The following is a 12,733-nucleotide window of genomic DNA, read 5'->3' as shown; positions in this document are numbered from 1 at the left end:
TCTATGATTGAACTTATTGTTTTAGACGTTGATGGTACATTAACAAATGGTCAGATTACATATACTAATTCAGGTGATGAATTAAAATCCTTTGATGTAGCAGATGGTTTAGCAATTGCTACTTGGACAAAAAAGCTTGGAAAAAAAGCTGCAATTATAACAGGAAGAAATTCTTTGATAGTTGAACGACGTGCAAAAGATTTAAAAATTGAACACTTACATCAAGGTATTCATAACAAAGATGAAGTTCTACAAAAGATACTTGATGATGAAGGACTTTCATGGAATCAAGTTGCAGCCATTGGGGATGATTTAAATGACTATAAAATGCTTAAAAAAGCAGGACTCTCTTTCACACCTTTAAACGGTACACAATATTTAAAAGATTTTGTGCACGTAGTTTGTAAAAATCAAGGTGGAAGTGGAGCTGTTCGAGAAATGATTGAGTATATTTGTAAAGAAGATGGACTTGAAGAGGATTTTCTAAACGCATGGATATAAAACTTTTTAATTATTCATTATTATTTTTAGCAATTGGGTCATATTTTATTCCTGTTGAGAATAGAGTAAATAATAGTGATATTAAAGATATTCCATTAGTAGTATTTGAAAAACCATTAATGTATACTGTAACGGATAAAAATGTATCAAGAGTTGTTCAAGGAAGTCATGCTATAAAATATAAAACAAGAGATGAAATGTATGATGCAAATATTCTTTTAAGAAATAATTTAGAAAATAAAGATTATAAAATTGAAACTTTAGAAGCTCAAGTTATTATAAAAAAAGGTGATGACTTAACTTTACAAAGAGATGTAAAATACAATAGAGATGATTTTATAAATTTAAATACTAATTCAATGGATTATAATATAAAAACTAAATTAGCAACAAATAAGGTACCTTATGATGGTTATTATTATAATAATACTATTAAAGGTACAGACTTATATTTAGATGGAACAAAAAACTATATGAAATCTAAAAATGTTCATTTTGAAATAGAAGTTAAAAATAAAAAATAAAGGTAAATAATGAAATTTTTAGCAGGTTTATTAGTATGTTCTACATTGTTATTAGGACAAACTCAACAATTAGTAATTGATGCACAAAATTTTGAAGCAAATGATAAAAAAGGTATTTCAACTTTCACTGGAAATGTAAAAATACAAATGGGAAAAGATAAATTAAATGCACAAAAAGTTGATATTTATTTTGTAACTAAAAAAGAAAGTTCAGGAAAGATTCCTTCAAAATATATAGCAACAGGTAATGTAGATTTTGAAATTATAACAGATGTAAAGCATTATATAGGGAAAGGAAATAAAGTTATTTATTCTCCTTTAAAGCAAGAATATACAATACTTGGGAATGGATTTTTACAAGAAAAAAATGATGATAGAAAAATTTATGGCGAAAAAATTTATGTAAATCAATTAAGCGGTGAAGCAAAAGTAAGTGGTAGTGATAATAAACCTGTAAGATTTATAATAAATATTGAGCGTGGCTCGCAAAAGTAAGGAAAATATTAAATGAGAATAGTCGAAGCAAATTTTATGGAATCAGCACAAAGTATTCATGATTCACCAAGTCCAGATAAGGCAGAGGTGGCTTTTTTAGGTAGATCTAATGTAGGAAAATCATCTTTATTAAATACATTAACACATAGAAAAGGTTTAGCAAAGTCTTCATCAACACCTGGTAAAACACAACTTATTAATTATTTTAATATCAAGTTTAAAACTGATAAAGAAGAAGTACCTTTTTTATATGCTAGATTTGTAGATTTACCTGGATTTGGTTATGCAAAAGTTTCAAAAAGTTTAAAAAAAGATTGGAATTCAAACTTAACAGGATATTTAGAACAAAGACAATGTTTACAGATTTTTGTACATTTAATTGATTCTAGACATACTGATTTAGCTATTGATAAAAATGTTGATGAGTTTTTAAAGGCTAATAAAAGAGGTGATCAAATTATTATCAATGCTTTCACTAAAATAGATAAATTAAAACAAAATGATTTACAAAAATTAAAAAGAGAAAATCCTGATGGAATATTTATCTCAAATTTAAAGAAAAAAGGTGTAGAATCTCTTCAAAATAGAATTACGGAGTATTTATTTGGAAGTTAACTTTTATAAGCCTGATGTAACTTCAATTGTTTTAATGCAAGAGCTTGTGAAAGCAGAAGTTGAAAATGGAAATATTCTTTTAAGAACTGAAGATGAAATGGCTAATACAATCAGATCTTATACTGTTGTTGAAGTAGATGGAGTGATGGCTGGATTTACAGCTTTACATATTCATTCTGCAAGACTTGCTGAAGTTAGAAGTTTAGTGGTATCTAAAAAATTTAGAGGTTTAAATCTTGGAAAAAAACTAGTAGAAGAGTGTATAAAAGAAGGAAGAAAATATAAGTTAGAACAAATATTATCTTTAACATATGCACAAAGTTTTTTTGAGAAATCTGGATTTCGTGTAATAGAAAAAGAAGCAATTCCAGAACATAAAATCTGGGCTGACTGTATTCGTTGTAAGCATTTTCCTGTATGTGATGAAATTGCAATGGTCTTAGATTTATAAAAAAAGACTAATACTCTCTTTAAAATACTATGAATTATTAGTTTTTTTACAAATTTAAAAAAATAATAATATCCTTAAAATATACCAGATAAAAGTATTAAATACATAAGAAATATTAAATGCTTTTATTTAATACAAATATCTTACTTTTTTATATAAAAATTAATAATATAATAATATATTTTAAATTTAAACCTTATTTATAATTTGTTAGAATAAGAAAAGATAGCTAATTGCTATTAATAATTTTTTGCAAGGAAATAGATATGAAAATAATAATACTTGTATTCTTATTTATCTTAAATTTGAATTCAAGCAATTTAACAATGGGAAATGAAGCTTATTTAAAAGCTGATTATAAAAAAGCATATTTGTTTTATGAAGATGCTTGTAATGAAAATAGATATGTAGCTTGTTATAACCTTGGCTTTGCTTATGAAAGTGGACATACAAAACAAAGAGATTATTTAAAAGCATCTGAGTATTATGAAAAAGCATGTAATGGTGATGTTTTTAATGCTTGCTACAATTTAGGATTATTATATGACAAAGGAAAAGGTGTTGTAGAAAACAAACTTAAAGCTATTAAATTATATACAAAATCTTGCGAAGGTGGTGCTTATAGAAGTTGTCATAACTTAGCTTCTTTATATACAAAAAAAGAGTATCAAGATTATAAAAAGGCAAGTATTTATTTTAAACTAGCTTGTGATAATGATGTAAACTACTCTTGTATGAACTTAGGAGTTTTATATAAACAAGGTCTAGGTGTAAAACAAGATTATAAAATGGCCCATGATTTATATGAAAAAGCTTGTAATTCTGGGATTGATATTTCTTGTTATAACTTAGGTTTATTATATGCAAAAGGCAATGGTGTAGAAAAAAACTATAATATAGCAAATAAACTTTATTTTAGAGCTTGTGAAAATAATATAGCAAGTGCTTGTATGAATTTAGGTGTTTCTTATTATGAAGGAAGAAGTGTAAATAAATCTAAAGTTAGTGCAAAGGCATTATTTAAAAAAGCTTGTGAACTTGGGTCTAAAAAATCTTGTTCTTATGCAAAAGCCTTAGAGGAACAAGGCTTCTAAGACTTTTTTTATCATATTTAAACGATCTTATATAATTGATTTTTTATAATTACAGGAACAAAGAACATTGATACAATATATGATATCAATGTTCCACCTATCAAGGCAATTCCTAAGCCTCCAAAAACAGCATCAGTAGCTAGAAGTGAACTTGCAAATACCATTGTTAGAACTGTTAAGATTATGGGCTTAGAACGCGTTGACGTTGCTTGTGCAATAGCATGATTTATACTTAATTCTTTTTCAACTACTAATTGTTTTGAAAAATCTATAATTAAAGTTGAGTTTCTTGAGTTTATTCCAATTAGTCCAATAAATCCGATCAATGATGTGGCTGTTAAGTAAAATGTATCTTCTGTAATAATATCCATAAGTACATGGGCAAAAATAACTCCTACAATTGATATAAAACTAGCTAATACAATTCCAGCTGAAAGAGCAAAACTTTTATAATACATTACCATTAAGAAAAAGATTAAAACTAAAGCAATAATAAATGCTCCCCCTAAATCTATAAAAGTATCAATTGTAACTTTTAATTCACCATCAAAAACTAAATCAAACTCTTCATCTGTAATTTTATCTTTAAATAAGAGATTTAACATATTTGTTTTAGTGATTATATAATCTTCTTTTAAATCATTTAATATTTGATTTCTAGCATCTAAAAGAGGGTAGATTTGACTATCTTTGTTTGTTTCAGCTATTACATTTATCATCATATTTAAATTTTTTGATGTCAATGTAGGCTCATTTATTACTTCTTTAATAGTAATAAATGAAGCTAAACTAATCATAAGACCTTGTTTATTTACTACTTTTAATGTTTGTAATTTACTTTCTAAACTTTGTTTTGTTGAGCTTTCTAAAAGTCTTGAATCATCTAATCTTAAAAATATAGGTATTTGGTTTTCTGCCTTTTCTTCATTAACAACAGAAATCTCCATACCTTCATATGCTAAATAAAGAATATTTTTTATTTGCTCCAAATTAATGCCACTTTTAATGATTTTATTATTATCAAGTTCTAATTGATATTTAATATAATCCTTATCAGCCATTATATCAATATCTACTAAAGTAGCTTGCTCTTTTAAAATAGATGCTATTTTTTGTGAAAAATCTCTTCTTGATTGGAAAGTATTTCCACCATAGATTTCAGCAACTATTGAAGCAAGGACAGGTGGTCCTGCTGGAAGTTCTATAAATTTTATGTTTGCATCATATAAAGAACAGGTTCTTTGAATATTTTCTCTTAAATTGCTTATTAAATTATAACTTGTGATATCTCTATTTTCTACTTTTTTAATATTTACCATTATTTCAGCTTGAGATTGTTTGTCTTTTAAAGCACTTTGTTTAACCATTGCTGCAAAATCTAAAGGCTGACCTTCCCCAATGAACACTGAAACATTTGTAACTAGTTCGTTTTTTTGAAGATTTGAAGAAATACATCTTGTTACTTCTTTTGTTTGTAATTTACTTGAACCATCTTTTAAATCCACATAAATTGAAAATGTATTTGAATCTTTACTTGGAAGCATTTTTGCTTTTATAATTTCTGTTGGAAAAGTAGCAATACTTAAGGCAAATAAAATAAATGCAATAAAGTAAACGAGAAAGGATTTAACTTTACTTTCTAAAATATTAAATATAAAGTTTTCTAATTTCATTTTTTAACCTTATAAATTTTTTTCATTAAGTATGGAGTAAATGCGTAAGCTACAAATAAAGACATAACAAGAGAAATAGATATAAAAATAGGAAGAGGGTGCATAAATTGACCCATCATTCCACCTACAAAGAACATAGGAATAAAAGTCATTACAATAGCTAGTGTTGCTATATTTGTTGCATTTCCAATTTCATTTGTTGCATTTATGGAGATTATTGAGATGTCTGTATTTGGATTTTCTTTTCTATGTCTATGAATATTTTCAATTACAATAATAGCAGCATCTACTAACATTCCAAGGGATACTAAAAGAGCAAAAAGTGTGATTCTATTAATTGTTTCATCAAATAAAAATCCAGCAAATAAAGTAAGTGATAAAATCATAGGAACTGCAAGTGAAACAATCATAGCTTCTTTAAAGCCTAAAGTAAAAATAAGTAAAATAGCAATAATTACAATAGAAATCAATAAGTTTTGAACAAGGGAGTTCACAGCATTATTAGCTGTGTATCCATCATCTCTTGTAATTGTAAATGCAATATTTTTATTAAGTAGTTCTTCTTTTATTGAATCCATATATTTAAATATCTCTTCATTTATAATAACAGAGTTTGAGCCATTTAGCTTTGATATACTCATAGTAACTTGTTCTATTTCTTCAAAGTTTCCTTGTGCATCTTTTTGATATAGTTGCGCTTCTTTATTATTTTGAATATCATAAGACCTTTGTACACTTGCTATATCTTTTAAATAAATAGCAACACTATTTTGATATGAAATAATTATATTTTCTATATCTTTCTTAGACTCAATAGCTTGTTTTATTCCAAATACAACTACATCCCCAGTTTTTGTATTTCCATTGATATCTGCTATTTTATAAGATAAGGCTTGTACTTGTTTCATAACTTGACCAATAGATAAATTATAAGCTGAGATTTTATTTGAATCAATTAAAATATTATATTGCTCTTTTTTCTCACCTTTTAAATCTACAAGTGCAACATTTTGGATTTTGTTTACATCTCTTGTGATTTTATTTACTTCTTTATAAAGTTGTGTTTGGCTAATTAAATCTTTTCCATCTTTTTTCATAGAATAAAATGCCATAGTTGCAATTGGAATATCTGTATCAATATCCATAGTTTTTATAATAGGCTGCATAGCTCCACTTGGCATTAAATCCATATTTCTCATAACTTGGTCATAAAGTTTAAGATTTGATTCTTCTTTATCTTGGCCTATAAAGTATTGAGCTTGTACGATTCCTACTGAATCTTTTGCAAAAGAATAAATATGCTCAACACCTTTTATCTCTTTTATCTTTTTTTCTAAAGGTTGTATTATTACCTTTTGAATTTCACTAGGAGTTGCACCTGGAAGTGCAACTATAACTGCACCTCCACTTACTTTTATTTGCGGGTTTTCTTCTCTTGGCATAAATACTAAAGAAATATATCCAAGAACTAAAATAAATACACCAAGTATTAGTGTTAATGGATGATTTATAAAAGAAAGAGATAATCTTCCTGCTATGTTTAAATTTTTATCAATTTTTTGCATTTAAAGCCTTAGTTTAAAGGTTCAATAATTAGTTTAGAATACATACCAGGATAAATCACAGACTTTTTTTTATCAAATGAAATTTTTAAGATAAAAGAGTGAGTAACTGTATTTATACTTGGAATTATTGCATCAATACTACCAGTCGTTTCTAAAGATATTGAAGGTATATAAACTTTTACTTCTTGTTTTAGTTTGATTTTACTTAAGTTATTTTCTGAAATATCAGTTTTTATTTTTAAACTTGAAAGATCTGAAAGAATTAGTGCAGGGGCACTTGGCATAGACATCTCACCTGCTTTTATGGATTTTTTTATAATTAATCCATCATTAGGTGCTTTTATTTTTAAGTAGTTATATTGAAAATTTACTTCTTTTAGTTTTGCTTTTGCAATTAAAATCATATTTTTTATATTTAAAAGATTAAGTTCTAATTGCTCAAGGTCATATTTAGGAACTAAATCTTGTTCATATAATCTTTTATATCTATTGTAATTTACTTGAATATTGTTAAGTTTATTTTCTTGTATTTTAAGATTTAGCAAGGCTTCTTGTTTTGAAGAATCAACACTTGAAGAATCAATTTCATAAAGTAACTCACCTTTTTTTACAAATGAGCCTTCACTTACATATACTTCTTTTATAAAACCCATATTTCTACTTGTAATTACTTTTTCATTATCAGAAATTACTGTTCCTGATAACTCAATATTATTTGCAAAAATAAAAACAGATGAAATACAAATTATTAATATACTTTTTATCATTTTATTACCTTTAAAATTGTGTTATTTTCTACAAAACTATTTCCACTTATGAGATTTATTTTAGCAAGAGCTAAAGACTTTTCATATTTTGCAACTATTAGCTCAGCTTGTATATTTCTTAAACTTGCTTCTTGAGCTAATAAGTCTGTCATTGCTATTAAGTGATTTTTATACATAAGCTGTGATTGTTTATAAATATCATTTGCTAAAACAAGTGTTTCTTTCTTTTCTTTCAAAATTTTTTCTTTTGAATTTAAATCAAGAAGTGATTTTTTTAATTCTAATTTAATTGCTTCTTGTAATTTTTCATAATCTAAAAGAGATTTTTTATATTCTATTTGACTCTTTTGTTTTTCTATATCTCTAGTATTGTCAAAGATAGTATATTTTAGTCCTATTACTGCATTGTAATAATCTTTTTGGCTATCTAGTGTTAATTTATCATCATTAAAACCATATTCTAAATGCGAATAAATTGTAGGATAGTAATCAGCTTTTGAAATCTCTATATTTTTCTTTTTTGCCTTATTATTTATATTTTGCATTTTTAATTCATCTGCATTTTCTAAAGCTTTTTTATATAAGTTATCAAAATTTGAATCTTCTATTTCTATATATGTTAAGTTTTCTACATCGTTTATTTCATTTTTTGATGTTAGAAACTTAAGATAAGCAAGAGCAAGTTCAAACTTATTTTGTGCTTCTAGGTATTTTGCATTTATATTTAAGTTATGAACTTGGGCCTGTTTAACATCAATTTTTGTAATTAAACCTTCTTTATGAAAGGCATTTGCTGATTTAACTATAAAAGATATTGATTCTTTAGCTTTTTTTGAAGCTTGAATAAACTCTTTTGCTACTACAGCGCTATTATAAGCTTTTAAAACTTCATAAGATACTTGTCTTTTGTTTAGGTTATATTTTACTTCATTTGCTTTATGTTGAAGTTTTAATATCTCTTTTTGATTTGAAAGTTTGAACCCTGTAAATAATGGCACATCATAATTTAATTTTGTATTGAAGTTATTTCTATCTTTTGGATTGTTTAGATTTTCTGGTTGAACAGTTACTGCGTTTGGTCCTATATATTCAATTGCACCAAAATCATTAAAACTAGCCTCTCTTGAGGAAAGTTTTGAGTTAAAAACATAGCCTGCATGATTTGTTCTATTGACTTGTTCTTCAAATGAAAGTTTTCCATAAGAAAGTGCATTTACATTTTCTATGTTTACTTTTGCTAAATTAATATTTAATTTTTGTTTTTTTAAGTCTTTATTATTCTTAAAAGTAAGGGTTAAAGCATCATTAAAATTAATTGTTTGAGCATAAGTAAATGATGTAAGTAATAATGATAAGTATATCTTATGCATATTGAATTTTTCCTATGTATGTTTTTGTAAGATTATACAGTAAATAAGTAAAATATAGAGTCAAATCCTAGTTGTTTATTATTAAAAAAAGTTATATATCTACTTGTTATTTATATTATAAAATTTACTTATTTTAAATCTAAATAAGTTTCTTATATAAAGATTTATCTAATTAATATGTTAATGGTGAGCTAGTTGATGGAAGTAGAAGTAATAAATCTTTTGAATTCTCATTTGGAGTAGGGCAACTATAGGAGTTCCATCTGCTAAAGCTTATGGAAGAGTTTGCAAATATGAAAGACTTAAAAGTTGGTATGCAAATTCAAGGTGAAGATAAAGATGGCGAGCTTACTCAGATTATTATAAAAAAATTAATGACAAAGAAGTAACTGTTGATTTTAATCATCCCTTAACAGGAAAAGATTTAGATTATAAAGTGAAAATTGATTTTCTTCTTTAAATTTATATTTTAAATATAGCCCATCACTAAAGATGGACTTTTTTTATCTCTAATTACCAGACTCTATGCTTTTATTAACTAAATCTTGGGCTTCTTTAATTAGTAGTTCTAGATGTTTTTCATCTATAAAACTCTCAGCATATATTTTGTATATATCTTCTGTTCCTGAAGGACGTGCAGCGAACCAGCCATTTTTAGTAGTAACTTTAAGTCCACCAATACTTGCATTATTTCCACTTGCTTTTGTGTAAATATTTTCTATTTTTTCATTTGCTAAAATTTTAGATGTAATATCTTCAACACTAAGATTTTTTAATTTTGCTTTTTGTTCAAAACTAGCGGGAGCATCAACTCTCCTATAATAAGACTTTCCAAATCTTTCTTCAAACTCCTTATAAATTTCACCCGGGTCTTTTTTCAATTTTGAAGTTATTTCAGCTGCTAAAAGATTTAAAATAATTCCATCCTTATCAGTAGACCATACACTTCCATCTTTTCTTAAAAATGATGCTCCAGCACTTTCTTCTCCACCAAAAGCTAAAGTCCCATTGTATAAACCTTCCACAAACCATTTAAAACCTACAGGCACTTCAAAGAGCTTTTTTTCTAAAGAATTAACAACTTTATCAATCATTGAACTTGAAACTAAAGTTTTACCAACAGCTGCTTCTTCTCCCCAGTCTCTACTTGAAAATAGATACCAAATAACAACTGATAAATAGTGATTTGGATTCATAAGTCCTACACTTTTTGTAACAATCCCATGTCTATCAAAATCAGGATCATTAGCAAAGGCAATATCGTATTTTTCTGATAGTGCAATTAGTGATGACATAGCATATGGAGAAGAACAATCCATTCTTATTTTACCATCATGATCACAAGACATAAAAGAGAAAGTAGGGTCAATTTTCTCATTTACAATATCAAGCTCAATTTTATAGATATCTTTTATCTTTTTGTAAACTTCTAGTCCCGAACCACCTAAGGGATCAACTCCAATTTTAATATCAGCCTCTTTAATACTATTCATATCAATTATAGTGTTTAATGCTTTTACATAAGGTGTTATAAAATCATATAATTCTAAGAACTTAGATGTAAATATTTTATCTTTATCTATTGCTTTAACGTCTTTTAGATCGTTTAAAAGTATTTCATTTGCTCTATTTTCAATAAGAGAAGTTACATCAGTATCTGCTGGTCCACCATTTGGCATATTATATTTAAATCCCCCATCTGATGGTGGATTATGTGAAGGAGTTATAACAACACCATCATTTAAAACATTACTATTTTTATTTGATTCTAAAATAGTAAAAGATAAAATAGGAGTAGGTGTATATTCTTTATTTACTGCTATTTTACATGGTACTTCATTTGCTAGAAATACTTGCAATGCTGTAATTTGAGCAGGTATTGATAAGGCATGAGTATCTATTCCTATATGCATCACCCCTATAATTCCAGTTTTTTTTCTATATTCACAAAGTGCTTGAGTTATTGCTAAAATATGATTTTCATTGAAACTAGATTTTATTGAGCTTCCTCTATGTCCAGAAGTTCCAAAACTTACTTTTTGTGTTTGTTCTTTTACATCTGGTTCATTAGTATAATAAGCTTCTACTAATGCGTCTATATTTTCAAGTATCTCTTTAGGTGCTTTCTTTCCTGCTAATTCATGTACCAAGTTCAGTCCTTTTTTTAATTTAATTATTTTTAATTTTTAAAGCCCATCATTTGAAGGATTGGACTATGTCTTTTTATTTATTAAGAATAGGAGTTTAGATTATTTTTATTTCTCTATAGTATTATAGAATCAACTAACTCAAGAATACCATTATTTTCAACCAAATCATAGGCTCCTTCAGGTTCAAAAAATAAATAATCTTTTTCTGCTGCTTGAGGTGTTACCCGAATATAATCATTCGTAATTTCTTCTATACTCCAAATAAAACTACCTTCATTATTCGTTACATAAATTCCTCCATTACTTGTTAATGTATAATTTTCACTAAAATTACCATCAATTGTTTGGGCAAAACTCACTATACCATTTTCAAAACTTGTTTCAGCGTATGTCCAGCCATCTAAACCCCAATCAAATGCACCATATAATGTTTTACCATTTATCCATTCTTCAATAAAACCATTTTCAACTGAAATTAATGAGTTCTCATAAGAAGTTTGAGCATCAGAAAGATTATCAGCAAGAACAGCACCATCAATCGAATTAGCAGGATCTTTAGCTATAGATAACATTGTAGTCATTAATGTAGAAGTTGATAAATGATTTTCATCACTTGCAGGTAAATCTAATCGATTAGCCCAATAATTTAATCCACCTTCATCAGAGGCTCTTCCAAATACATTTACATAAACACTTTCAACAAATTGTGTTGAAGTAGTTCCTACTGGGAATCTTGCAGCAACTTCAGAAATATTTGTGTCAAAAAAATTATCTTGAATTTCAATTAGTGTTTTTCTACCAGCTTCTAATTCACTTACCCAATAATCTAATCCGCTTTTCTCTGGTGATCTTCCTAAAGCTGCTATATATAATTCTGCTATAGAGCTTTGATTTTCTGAAAAAGCCATGATACTTCCTTTTATTAATAAATTATTTAATAATTATATATTATTAAAGTTATTAATAAACTTATTTAGATGTTAAACTAAGTTATTTTATAAATTAGCTTACACAGTTATACTTTAAAGCATGAGTAGTGTTATTTTTTAATAATAAATTTTTATGTGAACATGGAGCATGCTAGTTTGGCTTATTTACTAAATTAAACCTTTTAAAGGGTTTAATTTAGATATTTTTTAGCTTAGCTCTAAGTTTTTAATAAGTTTACATTCTTTGATTATTAGACAACTTCTCAATGGTGTGTTTATTACCTATTGTAAGTATTTCTTTAGAGAGATGTTTTTTATCTTCAAGAAACTTATCAATATAGTACTTTAGCTTAGTATTTGATGTTGGTTCTTTTAGTTGAGTTATAAAACCTGGCATAATTTCAAACTGTACTTTTTGTTTATTCTCTTTTGTATCAACTAGTCCTGTTGATTTTCTGTATTGTTTTCCATCTATTCTTACATTCATATGAAGTATATTTCTGTATGTATAAATTGAAGCCAAGTTAAACTCCTTGTATATAAATAGAGTTTAGAAATGTAAAAGAACTTATGTATAAAAATCACGTTATTAACTTTAC

Annotated in this window: 13 protein-coding genes; 6 read left to right on the top strand and 7 right to left on the bottom strand. The window is 26.6% G+C overall.

Going from position 1 to position 12,733, the window contains the following annotated elements; translation table 11 throughout:
* Positions 1–3: 3 nt before the first annotated feature.
* From KO488_RS02550 to KO488_RS02525, 6 genes are all read left to right on the top strand, one after another.
* On the top strand, positions 4–501 hold the full coding sequence (locus KO488_RS02550; RefSeq protein ID WP_216057220.1) for a KdsC family phosphatase: 498 nt from the start codon (positions 4–6) through the stop codon (positions 499–501).
* Positions 492–1,025 carry an LPS export ABC transporter periplasmic protein LptC gene (locus KO488_RS02545; RefSeq protein ID WP_216057219.1) on the top strand — a complete coding sequence of 178 codons (534 nt, stop codon included), beginning with the start codon at positions 492–494 and terminating at the stop codon, positions 1,023–1,025. The genes KO488_RS02550 and KO488_RS02545 overlap by 10 nt, the downstream gene beginning before the upstream one ends.
* 9 nt (positions 1,026–1,034) lie before the next feature.
* Positions 1,035–1,520, top strand: a complete 486-nt coding sequence (gene lptA / locus KO488_RS02540) for a lipopolysaccharide transport periplasmic protein LptA (RefSeq protein WP_228318974.1) — start codon at positions 1,035–1,037, stop codon at positions 1,518–1,520.
* Positions 1,521–1,532: 12 nt separating this feature from the next.
* The gene (gene yihA, locus KO488_RS02535) at positions 1,533–2,135 is read left to right on the top strand and encodes a ribosome biogenesis GTP-binding protein YihA/YsxC (RefSeq protein WP_216057218.1); all 603 of its coding nucleotides are present in this window, start codon (positions 1,533–1,535) and stop codon (positions 2,133–2,135) included.
* Positions 2,125–2,586, top strand: coding sequence for an N-acetyltransferase (locus tag KO488_RS02530; RefSeq protein WP_216057217.1), 462 nt, complete (start codon positions 2,125–2,127; stop codon positions 2,584–2,586). Before yihA ends, KO488_RS02530 begins: the two co-directional genes overlap by 11 nt.
* Positions 2,587–2,852: 266 nt before the next feature.
* On the top strand, positions 2,853–3,680 hold the full coding sequence (locus tag KO488_RS02525; protein WP_216057216.1) for an SEL1-like repeat protein: 828 nt from the start codon (positions 2,853–2,855) through the stop codon (positions 3,678–3,680).
* Positions 3,681–3,697: 17 nt separating this feature from the next.
* Here the strand turns inward: KO488_RS02525 and KO488_RS15290 are convergent, their stop codons facing one another.
* The 7 genes from KO488_RS15290 to KO488_RS02490 all read right to left on the bottom strand — a co-directional run bounded on the left by KO488_RS15290 (position 3,698) and on the right by KO488_RS02490 (position 12,657).
* Positions 3,698–5,353: an efflux RND transporter permease subunit gene (locus KO488_RS15290; RefSeq protein ID WP_216057215.1), complete on the bottom strand. Its 1,656-nt coding sequence runs from the start codon at positions 5,351–5,353 to the stop codon at positions 3,698–3,700.
* A complete protein-coding gene (locus tag KO488_RS15285) occupies positions 5,350–6,918 on the bottom strand; it encodes an efflux RND transporter permease subunit (protein WP_216057214.1) in 1,569 nt (522 codons plus the stop codon). Before KO488_RS15285 ends, KO488_RS15290 begins: the two co-directional genes overlap by 4 nt.
* An 8-nt stretch (positions 6,919–6,926) precedes the next feature.
* Positions 6,927–7,685 carry an efflux RND transporter periplasmic adaptor subunit gene (locus tag KO488_RS02510; protein WP_216057213.1) on the bottom strand — a complete coding sequence of 253 codons (759 nt, stop codon included), beginning with the start codon at positions 7,683–7,685 and terminating at the stop codon, positions 6,927–6,929.
* Positions 7,682–9,055: a TolC family protein gene (locus tag KO488_RS02505; protein WP_216057212.1), complete on the bottom strand. Its 1,374-nt coding sequence runs from the start codon at positions 9,053–9,055 to the stop codon at positions 7,682–7,684. The genes KO488_RS02510 and KO488_RS02505 overlap by 4 nt, the downstream gene beginning before the upstream one ends.
* 509 nt (positions 9,056–9,564) lie before the next feature.
* Positions 9,565–11,205 carry a phosphoglucomutase (alpha-D-glucose-1,6-bisphosphate-dependent) gene (gene pgm, locus KO488_RS02500; protein ID WP_216057211.1) on the bottom strand — a complete coding sequence of 547 codons (1,641 nt, stop codon included), beginning with the start codon at positions 11,203–11,205 and terminating at the stop codon, positions 9,565–9,567.
* A 113-nt stretch (positions 11,206–11,318) separates the two neighbouring features.
* Positions 11,319–12,113, bottom strand: a complete 795-nt coding sequence (locus KO488_RS02495) for a DUF4214 domain-containing protein (protein ID WP_216057210.1) — start codon at positions 12,111–12,113, stop codon at positions 11,319–11,321.
* A gap of 256 nt (positions 12,114–12,369) precedes the next feature.
* The gene (locus tag KO488_RS02490) at positions 12,370–12,657 is read right to left on the bottom strand and encodes a hypothetical protein (RefSeq protein WP_216057209.1); all 288 of its coding nucleotides are present in this window, start codon (positions 12,655–12,657) and stop codon (positions 12,370–12,372) included.
* Positions 12,658–12,733: the final 76 nt, after the last annotated feature.

Origin of the sequence: Poseidonibacter lekithochrous (assembly GCF_018861145.1) — a bacterium.
GTDB lineage: Bacteria > Campylobacterota > Campylobacteria > Campylobacterales > Arcobacteraceae > Poseidonibacter > Poseidonibacter lekithochrous_A.
Note: the sequence above shows the minus strand (reverse complement) of the source record. Positions and strands in the feature narration are given on the sequence as shown.

Bases quoted from the DNA above. Each gene is read 5' to 3' on its own strand.
- KO488_RS02550 (WP_216057220.1), top strand. From the start codon at position 4: ATGATTGAACTTATTGTTTTAGACGTTGATGGTACATTAACAAATGGT.
- KO488_RS02545 (WP_216057219.1), top strand. From the start codon at position 492: ATGGATATAAAACTTTTTAATTATTCATTATTATTTTTAGCAATTGGG.
- lptA (WP_228318974.1), top strand. From the start codon at position 1,035: ATGAAATTTTTAGCAGGTTTATTAGTATGTTCTACATTGTTATTAGGA.
- yihA (WP_216057218.1), top strand. From the start codon at position 1,533: ATGAGAATAGTCGAAGCAAATTTTATGGAATCAGCACAAAGTATTCAT.
- KO488_RS02525 (WP_216057216.1), top strand. From the start codon at position 2,853: ATGAAAATAATAATACTTGTATTCTTATTTATCTTAAATTTGAATTCA.
- KO488_RS15290 (WP_216057215.1), bottom strand. From the start codon at position 5,353: ATGAAATTAGAAAACTTTATATTTAATATTTTAGAAAGTAAAGTTAAA.
- KO488_RS15285 (WP_216057214.1), bottom strand. From the start codon at position 6,918: ATGCAAAAAATTGATAAAAATTTAAACATAGCAGGAAGATTATCTCTT.
- KO488_RS02510 (WP_216057213.1), bottom strand. From the start codon at position 7,685: ATGATAAAAAGTATATTAATAATTTGTATTTCATCTGTTTTTATTTTT.
- KO488_RS02505 (WP_216057212.1), bottom strand. From the start codon at position 9,055: ATGCATAAGATATACTTATCATTATTACTTACATCATTTACTTATGCT.
- KO488_RS02495 (WP_216057210.1), bottom strand. From the start codon at position 12,113: ATGGCTTTTTCAGAAAATCAAAGCTCTATAGCAGAATTATATATAGCA.